Consider the following 18,503-nt stretch of genomic DNA (forward strand, 5'->3'; position numbering starts at 1 on the left):
CCGCTTCATGCGGGCGCCATGCTCTGGCAGCTCTCCCAGATGCTTTGGGTTGGTGGTCTGTGGTTGTTGCACATTGGTGTGTTACCGGTGCTGGGCCTGATTGGCCTGGCCCCGTTACTGATCGATGAGATTGATGGATTGCTGAGTGCGCTGCTGGTGGGGTTTTCGGCGGCGTGCGTAACGCTTCAAGCGTTGGTGCTGGTCAAGGCTGAAGGCTTGGGGAGTTTGTTGCGGGATATTCGTGGGCAACTGCTGTTGATGGCGCTGTATGCATGTGCGATGTATTGCATCGTGCATGTCTGGCTGCCGGAAGCGTTGCGCTGGCAGCTATTCAGCTATCTTGTACTAGGGTTTTCCGGCCTGGTGTTGGTTATACAGCCTGCGCCGGGATGGAGTGGCGGGGCGCGCGAAGCACGCCCGTGACCCTTGCTGTTATTTGAAACGATGAACGTTCGACAGTTGCTTATTGACGTTGAAGTTCTTGCGATACAGCAACGCCATCTTGCCGATGACTTGGACCAGGTCCGCTTTGCCCACCTTGCACAATTCTGCAATGGCGGCCAGGCGCGCTTCACGGTCAAGGATGTTGACCTTGATCTTGATCAGTTCATGATCGTTCAGTGCGCGTTCAAATTCGGCTAACACACCTTCAGTCAAACCGTTGTCTGCCACAATCAAAACTGGTTTCAGATGGTGGCCAATGGATTTGTACTGTTTCTTCTGCTCTTGAGTGAGCGGCATAATCTGACCCCTGCGTCTGATCTTGTAAAAAGCGGCGGCCAGTTTACCCGAGCGAGTCCGGGACCGCCCAGTTAATCACGACCCGTTTTATTTTCGAGGTGGCCCGTGGCCCGTTCCAAAACTAGCCTTAAGTGGCTGCAAGAGCATTTCAACGATCCTTACGTCAAAAAGGCGCAAAAGGACGGCTATCGCTCCCGGGCCAGCTACAAGCTGCTGGAGCTCCAGGACAAGGATAAATTGTTCCGTCCCGGCATGAGCGTGATCGACTTGGGCGCGGCCCCTGGTGGTTGGTCTCAGGTGGCCAGTCGTCTGATTGGTGGGCAAGGCCGGTTGATCGCTTCCGACATCCTGGAGATGGACAGCATCCCGGATGTGACCTTCGTCCATGGTGACTTTACCCAGGATGCAGTGTTAGCTGAGATCCTGCAGGCTGTGGGAAATTCGCAGGTGGACCTTGTGATTTCCGACATGGCCCCCAATATGAGTGGATTACCGGCTGTTGATATGCCGCGAGCCATGTTCTTGTGCGAGTTGGCGCTGGATCTGGCGGGACGGGTATTGCGCCCAGGTGGTGATTTCCTGGTCAAAGTCTTCCAGGGTGAGGGCTTCGACGAGTACCACAAGAACATCCGCAAGCTGTTCGACAAGGTACAAATGCGCAAACCGGACTCATCCAGAGACCGGTCCCGTGAGCAATACCTGTTGGCACGAGGCTTCCGCGGGATTGAAGGCGCAGCGAGCGATGAGCGTCTTTGAGGGTTTGAAGGGGGTCGATAGGTTTTTTTATATCGCTTTCGTCACGAAGCTTTACGAATATTGTGTAGTCAAAGTTTCACAAAGGGTTACAGACGGCGCCTGCCAGAGTTGTAGGTAATGTAGTAAGTTAGGCCGGTGAATATCATGCGAAGCGCGCGCCAATAGCGGAGCTTGCTTCAGAGGGTAGTTAATTGAACGATATGGCAAAGAATCTGATCCTGTGGTTGATCATCGCGGCTGTCCTGGTGACGGTGATGAACAACTTCTCCAGCCCTAACGAGCCGCAGACCCTCAACTATTCCGACTTCATCCAGCAAGTTAAGGATGGCAAGGTCGAGCGCGTAGCGGTTGATGGCTACGTGATCACCGGCAAACGCAACGATGGCGACAGCTTCAAGACCATTCGTCCGGCAATCCAGGACAACGGTCTGATTGGCGACCTGGTGGATAACCACGTGGTTGTCGAAGGCAAGCAGCCCGAGCAGCAGAGCATCTGGACTCAACTCCTGGTGGCGAGCTTCCCGATCCTGGTGATTATCGCCGTATTCATGTTCTTCATGCGCCAGATGCAAGGTGGTGCGGGAGGCAAGGGTGGGCCGATGAGCTTCGGTAAGAGCAAGGCGCGCCTGCTCTCTGAGGATCAAGTGAAAACCACATTGGCTGATGTTGCCGGTTGCGACGAAGCCAAGGAAGAAGTGGGGGAGTTGGTCGAGTTCCTGCGCGATCCGGGTAAATTCCAGCGTCTGGGCGGTCGCATTCCGCGCGGCGTACTGATGGTCGGCCCTCCGGGTACCGGTAAAACCTTGCTCGCCAAGGCGATCGCCGGTGAAGCCAAAGTGCCTTTCTTCACCATTTCCGGTTCTGACTTCGTCGAAATGTTCGTCGGTGTCGGTGCCAGCCGTGTTCGCGACATGTTCGAGCAAGCCAAGAAGCATGCGCCATGCATTATCTTTATCGATGAAATCGACGCCGTTGGTCGCCATCGTGGTGCTGGCATGGGGGGTGGTCATGATGAGCGTGAGCAGACCCTTAACCAGTTGCTGGTCGAAATGGATGGTTTCGAGATGAATGACGGCATCATCGTCATCGCTGCTACCAACCGTCCAGACGTGCTTGACCCTGCATTGCTGCGTCCGGGCCGGTTCGACCGTCAGGTCGTCGTCGGCTTGCCGGACATTCGTGGTCGTGAACAGATCCTGAAAGTACACATGCGCAAAGTGCCCATGGGGGACGACGTGGCTCCGGCCGTGATTGCTCGTGGTACTCCGGGGTTCTCGGGTGCTGACCTGGCGAATCTGGTGAACGAGGCTTCGTTGTTCGCGGCGCGTACCGGCAAGCGTATCGTTGAGATGAAAGAGTTTGAGCTGGCAAAAGACAAGATCATGATGGGCGCTGAGCGCAAGTCCATGGTCATGTCCGAGAAAGAGAAGCAGAACACTGCGTATCACGAAGCCGGTCACGCAATCGTGGGTCGAGTCGTGCCTGAGCATGACCCGGTTTACAAGGTGTCGATCATCCCTCGTGGTCGAGCGTTGGGCGTCACCATGTTCCTGCCGGAAGAGGATCGTTACAGTCTCTCTAAGCGTGCGCTGATCAGCCAGATCTGCTCGCTATACGGCGGCCGAATTGCTGAAGAAATGACCCTGGGTTTCGATGGCGTGACTACGGGTGCCTCCAACGACATCATGCGTGCCAGCCAGATTGCACGGAACATGGTGACCAAGTGGGGCTTATCGGAAAAACTCGGTCCTTTGATGTATGCCGAGGAAGAAGGTGAAGTGTTCCTGGGTCGTGGTGGTGGCGGTCAAAACGCCAGCTTCTCTGGTGAGACAGCCAAGTTGATCGACTCCGAGGTGCGCAGCATCATTGATCAGTGCTACGGCACCGCCAAGCAGATCCTGACGGATAATCGCGACAAATTGGATGCCATGGCTGATGCGCTGATGAAGTATGAGACCATTGATGCCGACCAGATTGACGACATCATGGCTGGTCGTACGCCGCGTGAGCCTCGTGACTGGGAAGGTGGTTCGGGTACCTCTGGTACACCTCCGGTGGTTCAGAATGAACGTCCTGAAACCCCGATCGGCGGCCCGGCAGCTGACCACTAAGGTTTGAAATGACTTCCACGGCGTTATCTACCCGGTTGCTTTGCGGCAACCGGGTCCTTGATTTGGCCCATACGCATGTCATGGGCATTCTTAATGTAACCCCCGACTCCTTTTCCGATGGTGGCTGCTTCAGTCAGTCCGACGCCGCGTTGCGTCATGCCGAAGCGATGGCTGCGGCAGGAGCAACGCTGATAGATGTGGGTGGGGAATCCACCCGGCCTGGTGCTCGCGCTGTTTCTCCACTTGAAGAGCTTGAGCGCGTTGCGCAGATTGTCGAGCGCATCGCTCGTGAACTGGATGTGATCATTTCTGTCGATACGTCGACTCCGTCGGTGATGCGTGAAACCGCCCGCCTGGGCGCAGGGCTCATCAACGATGTTCGCTCGCTGCAGCGTGAGGGTGCTCTGGATGCGGCGGCGGCCACCGGTCTGCCGGTCTGCCTGATGCATATGCGAGGCGAGCCCGGCAATATGCAGGACAATCCGCGCTATGACGACCTGGTTGGCGAGGTGGGCGATTTTCTTGCTGAGCGGATCGCTCAATGTGCCTCGGTGGGGATTGCGGCTGAAAAAATCATTCTTGATCCAGGGTTTGGCTTTGCCAAAACACTGCAGCACAATCTGAGCCTGTTCAAGCACATGGGGGCTCTGCATGCCCTGGGTCGACCCTTGTTGGTCGGCGTTTCGCGCAAAAGCATGATAGGGCAGGCCCTAAGTCGTCCTGTGGGAGAGCGGCTATACGGTGGTCTTGCACTCGCGGCGCTTGCCGTGACTAAGGGCGCGCGTATATTGCGCGTGCATGACGTTGCCGAGACCGTGGATGTGGTGCGTATGATTGCCGCTGTAGAATTAGCCGAATAAGAATGAGGGAGCACTTATGACTAAAAAATACTTTGGTACCGACGGTATCCGTGGTCGTGTCGGCGAATATCCAATTACTCCTGATTTCATGCTCAAGCTGGGCTGGGCGGCAGGTATGGCCTTCCGCAGTATGGGGGCATGCCGCATTCTGGTGGGCAAGGACACCCGAATTTCGGGGTACATGTTTGAGTCCGCGCTGGAGGCTGGCTTGTCCGCCGCAGGTGCCGACGTCATGCTCCTGGGGCCAATGCCAACGCCGGCTATTGCGTACCTGACGCGTACCTTCCACGCTGAGGCCGGTATTGTGATCAGTGCGTCTCATAACCCCCATGATGACAATGGCATCAAGTTCTTCTCAGGGCAGGGTACCAAGCTGCCGGACGAGATCGAGTTGATGATCGAAGAGTTGTTGGATGCGCCGATGACGGTGGTTGAGTCCAGCAAGCTGGGTAAAGTGTCGCGAATCAACGACGCGCCTGGCCGTTATATCGAATTCTGCAAGAGTAGCGTGCCGAGCAGTACCAATTTTGCCGGTTTGAAAATCGTTGTCGACTGCGCTCATGGCGCAACCTACAAAGTGGCCCCAAGCGTATTTAAAGAGTTGGGTGCGGACGTGACGGTGCTGTCGGCCCAGCCTAACGGGTTGAACATCAATGACAACTGCGGTTCTACCCATATGGGCCAATTGCAGGCGGCGGTCCTAGCCGAGCATGCGGATCTGGGGATTGCCTTCGATGGCGACGGCGATCGCGTTCTAATGGTGGATCACACCGGTACTGTGGTCGATGGTGATGATCTGTTGTTCATCATTGCTCGTGACCTGCACGAACGTAACAAGCTGCAAGGTGGTGTTGTCGGGACGCTGATGAGCAATCTTGGGCTTGAATTGGCCCTGGCAGACCTGGGCATTCCTTTCGTGCGCGCCAATGTCGGTGACCGCTATGTAATCGCCGAACTGCTCGAGCGCAACTGGCAGGTGGGTGGCGAGAACTCCGGGCATATCGTTTGCTTCCAGCACACCACTACCGGTGATGCGATCATTGCCGCGTTGCAGGTGCTCTTGGCCCTGCGTCGTCGTGACGAAAGCCTGGCCCAGGCGCGTCAGGCGCTGCGCAAATGCCCTCAAGTATTGCTTAACGTACGTTTTTCAGGTGGTGATAATCCTATCGAGCACCCTGCTGTCAAAGAGGCCTGTGAGCGTGCGACCCTCGCAATGGCGGGGCGTGGGCGTGTATTACTGCGCAAGTCAGGCACAGAGCCTTTGGTGCGTGTCATGGTTGAAGGCGACGATGAAACTCAGGTTCGCGGCCATGCCGAAGACCTGGCAAAACTGGTAACTGAAGTTTGCGCCTGAATTCGGCTTGCCAGTGGTGATGTGGTTGGGTAACATCTGCGCCCACTTTGACCGACGAGGTACAGCATGCGTCGCACTATGGTAGCTGGTAACTGGAAGATGCACGGTACCTGCGCCAGTGTCGCTGAGCTGATCAATGGCCTCCGTCACTTGGCCTTGCCGAGCGGTATCGATGTCGCGGTTTTTCCATCTTGCTTGCATATCAGCCAAGTGGTTGATGGCTTGAAAGGTAAGTCGATTCAGATCGGCGCGCAGAACTCCGCGATGGAACCCATGCAAGGTGCGCTGACAGGTGAGATTTCGCCAAGTCAGTTGGTTGATGCGGGTTGTTCCTATGTGCTTGTCGGGCACTCCGAGCGCCGTTTGTTGATGGGCGAGCGTGACGGGACACTCAACCGCAAGTTCGCAGCATCACAGGCTTGCGGCTTGATTCCAGTGTTGTGTATAGGGGAGACCCTTGAGCAGCGTGAGTCGGGCAAAACTCTTGAAGTTGTCTCGCGTCAGTTGGGCAGCATCATCGAGGAGTTAGGTGTTGGTGCCTTTGCGAAGGCAGTCATCGCTTACGAGCCGGTCTGGGCCATTGGTACCGGGCTGACTGCAACACCGCAACAGGCGCAGGATGTGCATGCAGCAATCCGCGCTCAGTTGGCGGCAGAGAATTCTGAGGTCGCACAAGGTGTGCGTCTTCTATACGGCGGCAGCGTGAAGGCGGCCAATGCGGTCGAACTGTTCGGCATGCCGGATATCGATGGGGGGCTCATTGGTGGAGCTTCCCTGAATGCAGATGAGTTCGGTGCGATTTGTCGCGCCGCGGGAAACTGAAAAAATGCTGGAAACAGTCGTAGTCGTTTTTCATCTGTTGGCTGCCCTGGGCGTAGTTGCCTTGGTTTTGTTGCAACAGGGTAAAGGTGCGGATGCTGGTGCGTCTTTCGGTGCAGGTGCTTCAAATACTGTATTCGGAAGCCAAGGTTCCTCTACCTTTCTTAGTAAGTTTACTGCTATACTTGCCGCCGGTTTCTTCATAACCAGCTTGGGGTTAGGTTACTTTGCTAAAGAGAAAGCTCATGTGCTGACTCAAGTAGGTTTGCCAAACCCTGCGGTGTTAGAAGTACCAAAAGCAAAACCGGCTTCTGATGATGTCCCGGTGCTTCAAGAGCAAAAGTCGGCTACTCCAGCGACTGACGTACGTCCAGCTCAAGAGCAGAAGTAAGAAGATTGTAAACGCTGTATTGCCGAGGTGGTGGAATTGGTAGACACGCAACCTTGAGGTGGTTGTGCCCATAGGGTGTAGGGGTTCGAGTCCCCTTCTCGGTACCAATTATCAGGAGAGCCCGCTGTTGCGGGCTTTCTTGTAGGTGGAAGGTTACATTGACCCTGTAAGGGATCGGTCGTATACTTCCGCCCCAGCTTTGTCGCGGGGTGGAGCAGTCTGGTAGCTCGTCGGGCTCATAACCCGAAGGTCGTCGGTTCAAATCCGGCCCCCGCAACCAGTTTTAGCGGAGCCCCTTTTAAGGGGCTTTTTGTTAGCTGGACACTTTCAACGCCGCTGTTCGACGGCGTTTCAAGGATGGGCGTTTAGCCCATTTTTTTATTTTGCACAGCATGCACATACATGCACGAGGGGGTTCAGGTGTCGAGCAAGCTAGAAGAGTTGCAGGCCTTGCTGGCCCCGGTGGTCGTGGCCCTAGGCTATGAATGCTGGGGTGTTGAGTTTTCGGCTCAAGGTCGCCACTCAATGTTGCGCGTTTATATTGATAAAGAGGGCGGTGTGCTGGTGGACGATTGCGCCATTGTCAGCCGTCAGGTCAGCGGTGTCCTGGATGTTGAAGATCCGATCGCCGTTGAATACACCCTCGAAGTTTCCTCGCCAGGCATGGAACGCCCACTGTTCACTATTGATCAGTTTGCAAAATTTGCCGGTGAACAAGTGAAGATCAAGCTGCGATCCCCGTTCGAAGGGCGACGCAACTTTCAGGGCCTTCTGCGCGGTGTAGAAGAGCAGGATGTCGTGGTGCAGGTAGAAGACCATGAATTCCTGTTGCCGATCGATACGATCGACAAGGCCAACATTATTCCCAGTTTTGACTGAGACGCGGATCCCGCGGATCCAATGGCTTGCGAAAGGCGAGGCGTACGATGAGCAAAGAAGTACTGCTGGTTGTTGAGTCGGTATCCAATGAAAAGGGCGTACCGGCAAACGTGATTTTTGAAGCGCTGGAGTTGGCCCTGGCCACTGCTACCAAAAAGCGTTTTGAAGACGAAGTTGATCTGCGTGTGGAAATCAATCGCCACACCGGTGCCTATGAGACTTTCCGTCGCTGGACGGTTGTAGAAGAAGCCGATCTTGATGATCCAGCCATCGAAACCTGGCCGAGCAAGGTTGCTGAAACGCACCCTGGCGCCAAGGTCGGTGATGTTGTCGAAGAAAAAATCGAGTCGATCGAGTTTGGCCGTATTGCTGCGCAGACCGCCAAGCAGGTCATCGTGCAGAAAGTTCGTGAAGCTGAACGCGCTCAAGTCGTTGACGCCTATCGCGAGCGCCTGGGTGAAATCATCTCCGGCACCGTGAAAAAAGTTACCCGCGACAATGTGATCGTTGACCTGGGCAACAACGCCGAAGCGTTGCTGGCCCGCGAAGACATCATTTCTCGCGAAACCTTCCGTGTCGGTGTGCGTCTGCGTGCGCTGCTCAAGGAAATCCGCACCGAGAACCGCGGTCCTCAACTGATCCTGTCGCGTACCGCGCCGGAAATGCTGATCGAACTGTTCCGCATCGAAGTGCCGGAAATCGCCGAAGGCCTGATCGAAGTCATGGCTGCGTCCCGCGACCCGGGTTCGCGCGCCAAGATCGCGGTCCGTTCCAAGGACAAACGCATCGACCCACAGGGCGCTTGCATCGGTATGCGCGGTTCGCGCGTCCAGGCAGTGTCGGGCGAATTGGGCGGTGAACGTGTGGATATCGTCCTGTGGGACGATAACCCGGCGCAGTTCGTGATCAACGCCATGTCGCCGGCTGAAGTGGCGGCAATTATCGTTGACGAAGATGCCCATGCCATGGACATCGCCGTTGGCGCAGACAATCTGGCTCAGGCCATTGGTCGTGGTGGTCAGAACGTGCGTCTGGCCAGCCAACTGACCGGCTGGACCCTGAACGTAATGACCGAATCGGACATCCAGGCTAAGCAGCAAGCTGAAACCGGTGACATCCTGCGCAACTTCATCGACGAGCTGGAAGTCGACGAAGATCTGGCACAGGTGCTGGTAGATGAAGGCTTCACCAGCCTGGAAGAGATTGCCTACGTACCGTTGGAAGAAATGCTCAACATCGACGGCTTTGACGAAGACACCGTCAACGAGCTTCGCGCTCGGGCCAAGGATCGTTTGTTGACTAAAGCCATCGCTACTGAGGAAAAGCTGGCAGACGCCCATCCGGCCGAAGACCTGCTCTCGCTTGAGGGTATGGACAAGGATTTGGCGATGGAACTGGCGGTGCGCGGCGTAATTACCCGCGAAGACCTGGCCGAGCAGTCTATTGACGATCTGCTCGACATCGACGGCATTGACGATGATCGTGCCGGCAAGTTGATCATGGCCGCCCGAGCCCATTGGTTCGAGTAATTAGGCGCGGCCTGAGGAGAGAAGTGCATGACGCAAGTCACGGTGAAACAACTGGCCGATGAGGTCAAAACACCGGTAGAGCGCCTGTTGCAGCAGATGCGTGAGGCAGGTCTGCCGCACACCGCCGCCGATGAAGGTGTGAGCGATAGTGAGAAGCAGTCTTTGCTGACTCACTTGAAGAGCAGCCACAAGGCGAAAGTGGAAGAACCGCGCAAGATTACATTGCAGCGCAAAACCACCAGCACCCTGCGTGTTGCTGGTAGCAAGAGCATCAGCGTTGAAGTGCGCAAGAAGAAAGTCTTCGTGCAGCGCAGCCCGGAAGAAATCGAAGCCGAGCGTAAACGCGAACTGGAAGAACGTCGCGCAGTAGAAAATGCTGCTCGTCAGAAGGCTGAAGAAGAAGCCAAGCGTCGCGCCGAAGAAGAAGCGCGTCGCCAGCCTGCTGCTGCGCAACCTGCTGCCACTGAAGCGGTCGCCGCGCCTAGCGCTCCTGTTGAAGCTGTGCGTGAGGCCGCTCCGGTTGCCGCTGCACCAGCTCCTGCGGCGGATGCTCGCAAGCGTGACGAACCTCGCCGTCCGGACAAACCACGTGCCGACGATGCCAATCGTCGTGGCGGTGGTGGCGATGGCGAGCGTAAAAACGCTCCGCATCGTGCTTCGGTCAAAGAGAAAGCGCCTGCTCCACGCGTTGCTCCGCGGACTACCGACGAAGAAAGCGACAGCTTCCGTCGTGGCGGTCGCGGCAAGGCCAAGCTGAAAAAACGCAACGCCCACGGTTTCCAGAGCCCAACCGGCCCTGTCGTGCGTGAAGTGAAGATCGGCGAGACCATCACTGTGGGCGATCTGGCCCAGCAGATGTCGGTCAAGGCTGCTGAAATCATCAAGTTCATGTTCAAGCTGGGCACTCCGGCCACCATCAACCAGGTACTGGATCAGGAAACTGCCCAACTGGTTGCTGAAGAGCTGGGCCACAAAGTGACCCTGGTCAGCGACACCGCCCTGGAAGATTCCCTGGCCGAGTCCCTGAAGTTTGAAGGCGAGGCGGTTTCCCGTGCTCCGGTCGTGACCGTAATGGGCCACGTTGACCACGGTAAAACGTCCCTGCTCGACTACATCCGTCGTGCCAAGGTAGCTGCAGGCGAAGCCGGCGGTATCACCCAGCACATCGGCGCTTACCACGTTGAAACCGACCGCGGCATGGTGACGTTCCTCGACACCCCTGGTCACGCCGCGTTTACCGCGATGCGTGCCCGTGGTGCCAAGGCGACCGACATCGTGATCCTGGTGGTTGCAGCGGACGACGGCGTGATGCCACAAACCATCGAAGCCGTTCAGCATGCCAAGGCAGCTGGCGTACCGTTGGTGGTTGCGGTGAACAAGATCGACAAGCCGGGCGCCGATCTCGATCGCATCCGTAGCGAACTGTCGGTTCACGGCGTGACCTCCGAAGAATGGGGTGGCGACACTCCATTCGTACCGGTCTCCGCGAAGATGGGTACCGGCGTTGACGAACTGCTTGAAGCCGTTCTGTTGCAAGCCGAAGTCCTGGAACTGACCGCTACCCCGTCGGCTCCTGGCCGTGGTGTTGTGGTTGAGTCCCGCCTCGACAAGGGCCGTGGCCCGGTGGCGACCGTTCTGGTTCAAGACGGTACCCTGCGCCAAGGCGACATGGTGCTGGTCGGTTCGAACTACGGCCGTGTACGTGCCATGCTCGACGAAAACGGCAAGTCCATCAAGGAAGCCGGTCCGTCCATTCCTGTCGAGATTCTCGGCCTGGACGGTACCCCGGACGCTGGCGACGAGATGAGCGTGGTTGCCGACGAGAAGAAAGCCCGTGAAGTGGCTCTGTTCCGTCAAGGCAAATTCCGCGAAGTCAAATTGGCTCGTGCTCACGCCGGCAAACTGGAAAACATCTTCGAGAACATGGGCCAGGAAGAGAAGAAGACGCTTAACATCGTCCTCAAATCTGACGTCCGTGGCTCCCTCGAAGCGTTGAACGGCGCCTTGAACGGCCTGGGTAACGACGAAGTGCAAGTGCGCGTTGTTGGTGGCGGTGTCGGTGGTATCACCGAGTCCGACGCCAACCTGGCACTGGCTTCCAACGCTGTACTGTTCGGCTTCAACGTGCGTGCCGATGCTGGCGCTCGCAAGATCGTCGAGCAGGAAGGTCTGGACATGCGTTACTACAACGTCATCTACGACATCATCGAAGACGTCAAGAAAGCCCTTACCGGCATGCTTGGCAGCGACGTCCGGGAGAACATCCTGGGTATCGCCGAGGTGCGTGACGTGTTCCGCTCGCCGAAATTCGGCGCGATCGCCGGCTGCATGGTTATCGAAGGCACCGTTCACCGTAACCGTCCGATCCGTGTACTGCGTGAAGACATCGTTATCTTTGAAGGCGAGCTGGAATCCCTGCGCCGCTTCAAGGATGACGCTTCCGAAGTACGTGCTGGCATGGAATGCGGTATCGGCGTCAAGAGCTACAACGACGTCAAGGTTGGCGACAAGATCGAAGTCTTCGAGAAGGTTCAGGTTGCTCGCAGCCTCTAACTCGCGCACTTCAGGAGCCACGCCGTGTGTGGGCATGCAAATGCCCCGCGCAGCGTCCGGACTCTAAACGCAACGCCCGGTCTGGCTTTTGTCAGGCCGGGCGTTTGCCGCTTTCAGACCCCACGGGTTTCACCGTGTGGCAGTAACAGGTAACAAGACATGGCAAAAGAATACAGCCGTACCCAGCGTATCGGCGATCAGATGCAGCGCGAGCTGGCCCAACTGATCCGCCGCGAAGTCAAAGACCCTCGTGTTGGCCTGGTCACCATCACCGCCGTTGAAGTGAGCCGTGACGTGGGTCACGCCAAGATCTTCATCACGGTGATGGGTGAGGACAGCAGCGAAGAAATCGCGCAAAGCATCAAGGTGCTCAACTCGGCCGCAGGTTTCCTGCGCATGCAGTTGGCCCGCGAAATGAAGCTGCGCAGCGTGCCTCAGTTGCACTTCCACTACGACGAAAGCGTCGTGCGTGGGGCGCACTTGTCGGCACTGATCGAGCGCGCCGTAGCTGAGGATAATCAGCACCCGTCCCCACCTGAAGACGCCAAGGAGTAAGCGGTGGCTCAGGTCAAACGTATCCGTCGCAACGTCAGCGGCATCATTCTGCTCGACAAGCCCATTGGCTTTACCTCCAATGCGGCCTTGCAGAAGGTTCGCTGGCTGCTCAATGCCGAGAAGGCCGGGCACACCGGCAGCCTCGACCCGCTGGCCACCGGCGTGTTGCCGTTGTGCTTTGGCGAGGCCACCAAGTTCTCGCAATACTTGCTCGATTCCGACAAGGGTTACGAAACCCTCATGCAACTGGGCAAAACCACCACCACGGCCGATGCGGAAGGTGATGTTTTGCAGGTTCGCGACGTGACCGTTGGTCGTGCTGATATCGAGGCTGCTTTACCCGCTTTTCGTGGGCAAATCAGTCAGATACCGCCGATGTACTCGGCGCTCAAGCGGGATGGGCAGCCACTTTACAAGCTGGCACGTGCGGGCGAAGTAGTGGAGCGCGAACCGCGTTCTGTTACTATTGCGCGCTTGGAATTGCTCGCCTGTGAAGGCGACACCGCCCGCTTGGCCGTGGACTGCAGCAAAGGCACCTATATCCGTACCCTGGTGGAAGATATTGGTGAAAAGCTCGGTTGCGGCGCATACGTTGCAGAGCTGCGACGTACCCAGGCCGGACCCTTCAGCCTGGCCCAGACGGTCACGCTGGAAGAGTTGGAAGCGGTGCACGCTGAAGGCGGCAACGAAGCGGTTGATCGCTTCCTGATGCCATCGGACAGCGGTTTGCTGGATTGGCCATTGCTGCACTTCTCGGAGCATAGCGCGTTCTACTGGCTCAACGGCCAGCCGGTACGTGCCCCGGATGCGCCGAAATTCGGCATGGTGCGGGTACAGGATCATAACGGTCGCTTTATCGGTATCGGTGAAGTGAGCGAAGACGGGCGCATCGCGCCGCGTCGACTGATTCGGTCAGAATGACCGAACGAGGGTGGCTGTTAACAGGCATGGTCACTTCTCATTTTTAGATACAGGGATTTGTCCCTGGCCTGTTGAAACTGCCTTATGGGTGGTTTCCTGAAAAAAGGATTGCCTCATGGCTCTCGACGTTCAAGAAAAAGCACAAATCGTAGCTGACTATCAGCAAGCTGTTGGTGACACTGGTTCGCCAGAAGTGCAAGTTGCACTGCTGACCCACAACATCAACAAGCTGCAAGGTCACTTCAAGGCCAACGGTAAAGATCACCACTCCCGTCGTGGTCTGATCCGCATGGTAAACCAGCGCCGTAAGCTGCTGGACTACCTGAAAGGCAAGGATCTGGGTCGTTATCAGGCTCTGATCGGTCGCCTGGGCCTGCGTCGCTAATCAGCGATTGCGCTAGAGGTTGGTTGTCTGCCGTGTGTCAGTGGGATTCCCGCTGGCCCATGGCAGGCTCCCAGCCTCAAGTTTTATCTGGATACACGTTTTACCCCTGGACAGGGTTGGGCCGATTCCCGACATTGCCCAAGAATTTCGCAAGAAGACAAGTTCCCCAAGAGCCACAAAGAAGGTAGGACACCGTGAACCCGGTTATCAAAAAATTCCAGTTCGGTCAGTCGACCGTTACCCTCGAGACAGGCCGTATCGCCCGTCAAGCTTCCGGCGCAGTGCTGGTTACCGTTGACGACGACGTCACCGTATTGGTGACCGTTGTAGGTGCCAAGCAAGCCGATCCAGGCAAGGGTTTTTTCCCTCTGTCTGTTCACTACCAGGAAAAGACTTACGCTGCCGGTAAGATCCCTGGCGGTTTCTTCAAGCGCGAAGGCCGTCCTTCCGAGAAAGAAACCCTGACTTCCCGACTGATCGACCGTCCGATCCGTCCGCTGTTCCCAGAAGGTTTCATGAACGAAGTGCAGGTTGTCTGCACCGTCGTTTCCACCAGCAAGAAGACCGATCCGGACATCGCTGCGATGATCGGTACCTCGGCTGCCCTGGCCATCTCCGGTATTCCTTTCGATGGCCCGATCGGCGCTGCTCGCGTGGCTTTCCACGAAAGCACCGGCTACCTGCTGAACCCGACTTACGAGCAACTGAAAGCTTCGAGCCTGGACATGGTCGTCGCCGGTACCTCGGAAGCCGTGCTGATGGTTGAATCGGAAGCCAAAGAGCTGACCGAAGACCAGATGCTGGGCGCGGTACTGTTCGCTCACGACGAGTTCCAGGTCGTGATCAACGCCGTTAAAGAACTGGCTGCCGAAGCCGCCAAGCCAACCTGGGCTTGGGCTCCTCAAGCCGAAGCCACCGAACTGCTGGGCGCGATCCGTGCCGAGTTCGGCGAAGCGATCTCCCAGGCCTACACCATCACCGTCAAGGCCGACCGTTACGCTCGCCTGGGCGAGTTGAAGGATCAGGTCGTTGCCAAGCTGTCCGGCGAAGAAGGCCAGCCTTCTGCCAGCGACGTCAAAGCAGCATTCGGCGAAATCGAATACCGCACCGTTCGCGAAAACATCGTTAACGGCAAACCACGTATCGACGGTCGCGACACCCGCACCGTGCGTCCGCTGAACATCGAAGTCGGCGTTCTGCCAAAGACTCACGGCTCGGCACTGTTCACCCGTGGTGAAACCCAGGCTCTGGTCGTCGCAACACTGGGTACCGCCCGTGATGCACAACTGCTGGACACCCTGGAAGGCGAGAAAAAAGACCCGTTCATGCTGCACTACAACTTCCCTCCGTTCTCGGTGGGCGAGTGTGGTCGCATGGGTGGCGCCGGTCGTCGCGAAATCGGTCACGGCCGTCTGGCCCGTCGTTCGGTTCAGGCCATGCTGCCCGCTGCCGACGTGTTCCCGTACACCATCCGTGTCGTATCGGAAATCACCGAGTCCAACGGTTCCAGCTCCATGGCTTCGGTCTGCGGTGCTTCCCTGGCTCTGATGGACGCTGGTGTGCCGATGAAGGCGCCGGTTGCCGGTATCGCCATGGGCCTGGTTAAAGAAGGCGAGAAGTTCGCCGTCCTGACCGACATCCTGGGTGACGAAGACCACCTGGGCGACATGGACTTCAAAGTAGCCGGTACCGCCAAAGGTGTGACCGCGCTGCAGATGGACATCAAGATCAAGGGCATCACCGAAGAGATCATGGAAATCGCCCTGGGCCAAGCCCTGGAAGCGCGCCTGAACATCCTCGGTCAGATGAACCAGATCATCGGTCAGTCCCGTACCGAGCTGTCGGAAAATGCTCCGACCATGATCGCGATGAAAATCGACACCGACAAAATCCGTGATGTTATCGGTAAAGGCGGCGCGACCATCCGTGCGATCTGTGAAGAGACCAAGGCTTCGATCGATATCGAAGACGACGGTTCGATCAAGATCTTCGGCGAAACCAAGGAAGCTGCAGAAGCGGCGCGTCAGCGCGTTCTGGGCATCACCGCCGAAGCCGAGATCGGCAAGATCTACGTCGGTAAGGTTGAGCGCATCGTCGACTTCGGCGCATTCGTCAACATCCTGCCGGGCAAAGACGGTCTGGTTCACATCTCCATGCTGAGCGACGCTCGTGTTGAGAAAGTGACCGACATTCTGAAGGAAGGCCAGGAAGTGGAAGTGCTGGTACTGGACGTGGACAACCGCGGCCGTATCAAGCTGTCTATCAAGGACGTAGCCGCCGCCAAGGCTTCGGGCGTTTAATTACCCGCAGGCTTCACGCTGAAAAAGGGACTCTTCGGAGTCCTTTTTTTATGGGTGCGCCAGGCATGGCGCGTTGCGCGCAAGCGCAACCAGCTTGGCTATGGTGGCCTCGCTGGTGACTTGGAGGTGAAAGTCCTCTACACACCCGGTAAGGGGAAGTGTTAGCCAGAGGCAAGGGTGTCGTGGGTGACTGCGAATCTGAAGGAAGCCCGAGGCAAAATGCTGGCCTGACGAACAGGAAGCGGATGAGGCGGCGCAGCGGGGTAAGGTAGCCCAAACTGCCAAACCCCAATACTTGCACGGAATGCTGCGACGTATATCTGACAGGCATAAGCAGGAAGGTCGCGCGAATTACCCTGGGAGATCTGCACGTTTGCCATTGCGCTACCGAGCGTCGTGAGGCGACGGGATGAGCGTGCAGAAGTCAGCCGAGGCCGTAGTAAGTGACGAATAACCCCGTCACCAGGGGCCGAACAGGTTATGCCGCCAGTAGGCGTCACCGTCTCGTTGAATACCGAAATGCAGAAATTTCTCCCAGAGAAGACTGTTACTCCGAGTCCCGGACAGAATCCGAGGATGACGGCTGACAGCGCAGAGGATTTGACGGCGTCTGTGACGTGGGCGAACGCGGAGCCGAACACGTTGATGGAGCGGGTGCTTGCACCGGCCAACCTCAAGCGTGCATATCAACGCGTGGTCAGCAACAAGGGCGCGCCGGGTGCCGATGGCATGACGGTCGCGGACTTGGCAGGCTACGTGAAACAGTATTGGCCAACCCTCAAAGCCAGATTGCTGGCCGGTGAGTACCATCCCCAAGCAGTGCGCGCGGTTGAAATTCCCAAACCGCAAGGCGGAACAAGGCAGCTGGGGATTCCCAGTGTCGTGGATCGCCTGATCCAGCAAGCCCTGCTGCAACAACTCACGCCGATCTTCGACCCCCTGTTCTCGGACTACAGCTACGGCTTTCGTCCGGGCAGAAGCGCCCATCAAGCCATCGAAACCGCTCGCAGTCATGTGGCTGCGGGGCACCGTTGGTGCGTGGGTGCGTCATAAGCTTCGCTGCACCCTGTGGAGGCAATGGAAGCGTCCCTCAACGAGGGCTCGTAACCTTATGCGTCTTGGGCTAGATGAAGAACGTGCGTGGAGATCAGCCGTCAATGGCCGAGGCCCATGGTGGAACTCGGGAGCGCCACATATGAATCAGGCCCTGCCGAAGAAGCTGTGGGATGGCCTTGGGCTGGTCTCAATACTGGATACGGTCAACCGGCTTAGCCGCATAACCTGAACCGCCGTATACGGAACCGTATGTGCGGTGGTGTGAGAGGACGGCGGATGTGAATCCGCCTCCTACTCTATGCGCAGGAAAATCCCGAAAAATCAGTCGCTTAATCCAATTTCAAAAGCCGCAACTTGCATGCAGGCACGACCCGCTTCATGCAAGTTGCACGATTACGAAAAAATGGAAATTTTTTAAGTTGTTGTTTTTAAAGAATTTTTGTCAAAAATTGGAGTTGGCACACTGCCTGCAACATCCCTGTTAACGCTGCAGCATCAAGGTCCACACGCTGCAGACTTTTAATACAACAGGAGTTACTCGTATGAAGAAGTTCGCTCTCGCTGCTGCTACCGCTCTGACGCTGGCTATGACCAACGTTGCTTTTGCTCAAACTTCTCAAGCGCCGATGACACTGGCTGCTGGCGAAGTGACTAAGGTCAAGGAGTCCACTTCCGACACCTGGATCACCACCAAAGTCAAAGCTGACCTGCTGACCGAAAAAGGCATTCCAGGTTCGGACATCAAGGTTGAGACCAACAAAGGTGTGGTTTCCCTGTCGTCGACTGTTGCCATCTCTGATTCGCAGAAAGCGACCGCTGTAGCGATCACCAAGAAAATCAAAGGCGTGACTGCCGTTTCGGCTGATGGCCTGCTGGCCGGTGGTGCTACCAAGGCAGACAATATCGACAAAACCAAGAGCGCAGCCGCTGATGCCAAAGGCGCAACCAGCGACACTTGGATCACCACCAAAGTGAAAGCTGACCTGGTCACCGAGAAAGGTATTCCTGGTACCGACATCAAAGTCGAAACCAACAAGGGCGTAGTTTCCCTGTCGTCGAGCGTCGCAGTGACCGAAGCTCAGAAAACCACGGCTGTAGCGATCACCAAGAAAATCAAAGGCGTGAAAGCTGTATCGGCCGATGGCCTGAAAGCAGAGTAATGCTTGATCAATCGTCTGAACTAGGCGGCGGCAACGAGTGAGTCAGATATCCACTCAATGCACCTCACGGGTTCATGCGACCGGCCACAGGGATGTGGTCATTACAGGCCCCGGCATTCGTGTCGGGGCCTGT

Annotated in this window: 16 protein-coding genes, 2 tRNA genes and 1 pseudogene; 18 read left to right on the forward strand and 1 reads right to left on the reverse strand. The window is 56.9% G+C overall.

Translation table 11 applies throughout. From position 1 onward, the window contains the following. Positions 1–18: 18 nt before the first annotated feature. Positions 19–423 (forward strand): MFS transporter, encoded by a 405-nt coding sequence (locus ACLH0J_RS08560; RefSeq protein ID WP_411391618.1) that lies wholly within the window; start codon positions 19–21, stop codon positions 421–423. A gap of 9 nt (positions 424–432) precedes the next feature. Here the strand turns inward: ACLH0J_RS08560 and ACLH0J_RS08565 are convergent, their stop codons facing one another. Next, positions 433–741 carry a YhbY family RNA-binding protein gene (locus ACLH0J_RS08565; RefSeq protein ID WP_411391619.1) on the reverse strand — a complete coding sequence of 103 codons (309 nt, stop codon included), beginning with the start codon at positions 739–741 and terminating at the stop codon, positions 433–435. 105 nt (positions 742–846) lie between these two features. Between ACLH0J_RS08565 and rlmE the strand changes: the two genes are divergently transcribed. From rlmE to ACLH0J_RS08650, 17 genes and pseudogenes are all read left to right on the forward strand, one after another. Then, complete coding sequence (gene rlmE, locus ACLH0J_RS08570; protein WP_017847417.1) at positions 847–1,497, forward strand: 23S rRNA (uridine(2552)-2'-O)-methyltransferase RlmE; 651 nt, start codon at positions 847–849, stop codon at positions 1,495–1,497. 200 nt (positions 1,498–1,697) lie between these two features. Then, on the forward strand, positions 1,698–3,608 hold the full coding sequence (ftsH, locus tag ACLH0J_RS08575) for an ATP-dependent zinc metalloprotease FtsH (protein WP_010562674.1): 1,911 nt from the start codon (positions 1,698–1,700) through the stop codon (positions 3,606–3,608). Between the two features lie 8 nt (positions 3,609–3,616). Next, on the forward strand, positions 3,617–4,468 hold the full coding sequence (gene folP / locus ACLH0J_RS08580; RefSeq protein ID WP_411391620.1) for a dihydropteroate synthase: 852 nt from the start codon (positions 3,617–3,619) through the stop codon (positions 4,466–4,468). Between the two features lie 16 nt (positions 4,469–4,484). After that, a complete protein-coding gene (gene glmM / locus ACLH0J_RS08585; protein ID WP_411391621.1) occupies positions 4,485–5,822 on the forward strand; it encodes a phosphoglucosamine mutase in 1,338 nt (445 codons plus the stop codon). A 66-nt stretch (positions 5,823–5,888) separates the two neighbouring features. Beyond that, positions 5,889–6,644, forward strand: coding sequence for a triose-phosphate isomerase (gene tpiA / locus ACLH0J_RS08590; protein WP_411391622.1), 756 nt, complete (start codon positions 5,889–5,891; stop codon positions 6,642–6,644). A 4-nt stretch (positions 6,645–6,648) separates the two neighbouring features. After that, entirely contained in the window at positions 6,649–7,032 is a 384-nt protein-coding gene (secG, locus tag ACLH0J_RS08595) for a preprotein translocase subunit SecG (RefSeq protein ID WP_411391623.1), read from the forward strand. Positions 7,033–7,053: 21 nt separating this feature from the next. Beyond that, positions 7,054–7,139 (forward strand) — tRNA-Leu (locus ACLH0J_RS08600). A gap of 96 nt (positions 7,140–7,235) precedes the next feature. Then, positions 7,236–7,312, forward strand: a tRNA-Met gene (locus ACLH0J_RS08605). Between the two features lie 140 nt (positions 7,313–7,452). Beyond that, positions 7,453–7,911 (forward strand): ribosome maturation factor RimP, encoded by a 459-nt coding sequence (rimP, locus tag ACLH0J_RS08610; protein WP_411391624.1) that lies wholly within the window; start codon positions 7,453–7,455, stop codon positions 7,909–7,911. Positions 7,912–7,958: 47 nt separating this feature from the next. Next, positions 7,959–9,440 (forward strand): transcription termination factor NusA, encoded by a 1,482-nt coding sequence (gene nusA, locus ACLH0J_RS08615; RefSeq protein WP_008057419.1) that lies wholly within the window; start codon positions 7,959–7,961, stop codon positions 9,438–9,440. A gap of 27 nt (positions 9,441–9,467) precedes the next feature. Next, positions 9,468–11,993, forward strand: coding sequence for a translation initiation factor IF-2 (gene infB / locus ACLH0J_RS08620; protein ID WP_411391625.1), 2,526 nt, complete (start codon positions 9,468–9,470; stop codon positions 11,991–11,993). A 159-nt stretch (positions 11,994–12,152) separates the two neighbouring features. Continuing rightward, positions 12,153–12,548 (forward strand): 30S ribosome-binding factor RbfA, encoded by a 396-nt coding sequence (gene rbfA, locus ACLH0J_RS08625; protein ID WP_411391626.1) that lies wholly within the window; start codon positions 12,153–12,155, stop codon positions 12,546–12,548. Between the two features lie 3 nt (positions 12,549–12,551). Next, a complete protein-coding gene (gene truB, locus ACLH0J_RS08630) occupies positions 12,552–13,469 on the forward strand; it encodes a tRNA pseudouridine(55) synthase TruB (RefSeq protein ID WP_014719950.1) in 918 nt (305 codons plus the stop codon). 115 nt (positions 13,470–13,584) lie between these two features. Beyond that, a complete protein-coding gene (gene rpsO / locus ACLH0J_RS08635; protein WP_003176135.1) occupies positions 13,585–13,854 on the forward strand; it encodes a 30S ribosomal protein S15 in 270 nt (89 codons plus the stop codon). A 194-nt stretch (positions 13,855–14,048) separates the two neighbouring features. Then, the gene (gene pnp, locus ACLH0J_RS08640) at positions 14,049–16,154 is read left to right on the forward strand and encodes a polyribonucleotide nucleotidyltransferase (protein ID WP_010562683.1); all 2,106 of its coding nucleotides are present in this window, start codon (positions 14,049–14,051) and stop codon (positions 16,152–16,154) included. Between the two features lie 480 nt (positions 16,155–16,634). Beyond that, positions 16,635–17,439 (forward strand): annotated as a pseudogene (locus ACLH0J_RS08645) (reverse transcriptase domain-containing protein). Between the two features lie 313 nt (positions 17,440–17,752). After that, entirely contained in the window at positions 17,753–18,370 is a 618-nt protein-coding gene (locus tag ACLH0J_RS08650) for a BON domain-containing protein (RefSeq protein ID WP_411391627.1), read from the forward strand. Positions 18,371–18,503 lie beyond the last annotated feature (133 nt).

The organism is Pseudomonas sp. MPB23 (assembly GCF_046605395.1).
In the GTDB taxonomy this organism is placed as follows: Bacteria; Pseudomonadota; Gammaproteobacteria; order Pseudomonadales; family Pseudomonadaceae; genus Aquipseudomonas.

Excerpts from the sequence above, each read along its gene's own strand:
- infB (WP_411391625.1), top strand. The coding sequence starts at position 9,468 with ATGACGCAAGTCACGGTGAAACAACTGGCCGATGAGGTCAAAACACCG.
- ACLH0J_RS08560 (WP_411391618.1), top strand. The coding sequence starts at position 19 with ATGCTCTGGCAGCTCTCCCAGATGCTTTGGGTTGGTGGTCTGTGGTTG.
- rpsO (WP_003176135.1), top strand. The coding sequence starts at position 13,585 with ATGGCTCTCGACGTTCAAGAAAAAGCACAAATCGTAGCTGACTATCAG.
- ftsH (WP_010562674.1), top strand. The coding sequence starts at position 1,698 with ATGGCAAAGAATCTGATCCTGTGGTTGATCATCGCGGCTGTCCTGGTG.
- ACLH0J_RS08565 (WP_411391619.1), bottom strand. The coding sequence starts at position 741 with ATGCCGCTCACTCAAGAGCAGAAGAAACAGTACAAATCCATTGGCCAC.
- nusA (WP_008057419.1), top strand. The coding sequence starts at position 7,959 with ATGAGCAAAGAAGTACTGCTGGTTGTTGAGTCGGTATCCAATGAAAAG.
- glmM (WP_411391621.1), top strand. The coding sequence starts at position 4,485 with ATGACTAAAAAATACTTTGGTACCGACGGTATCCGTGGTCGTGTCGGC.
- ACLH0J_RS08650 (WP_411391627.1), top strand. The coding sequence starts at position 17,753 with ATGAAGAAGTTCGCTCTCGCTGCTGCTACCGCTCTGACGCTGGCTATG.
- rbfA (WP_411391626.1), top strand. The coding sequence starts at position 12,153 with ATGGCAAAAGAATACAGCCGTACCCAGCGTATCGGCGATCAGATGCAG.
- secG (WP_411391623.1), top strand. The coding sequence starts at position 6,649 with ATGCTGGAAACAGTCGTAGTCGTTTTTCATCTGTTGGCTGCCCTGGGC.
- tpiA (WP_411391622.1), top strand. The coding sequence starts at position 5,889 with ATGCGTCGCACTATGGTAGCTGGTAACTGGAAGATGCACGGTACCTGC.
- folP (WP_411391620.1), top strand. The coding sequence starts at position 3,617 with ATGACTTCCACGGCGTTATCTACCCGGTTGCTTTGCGGCAACCGGGTC.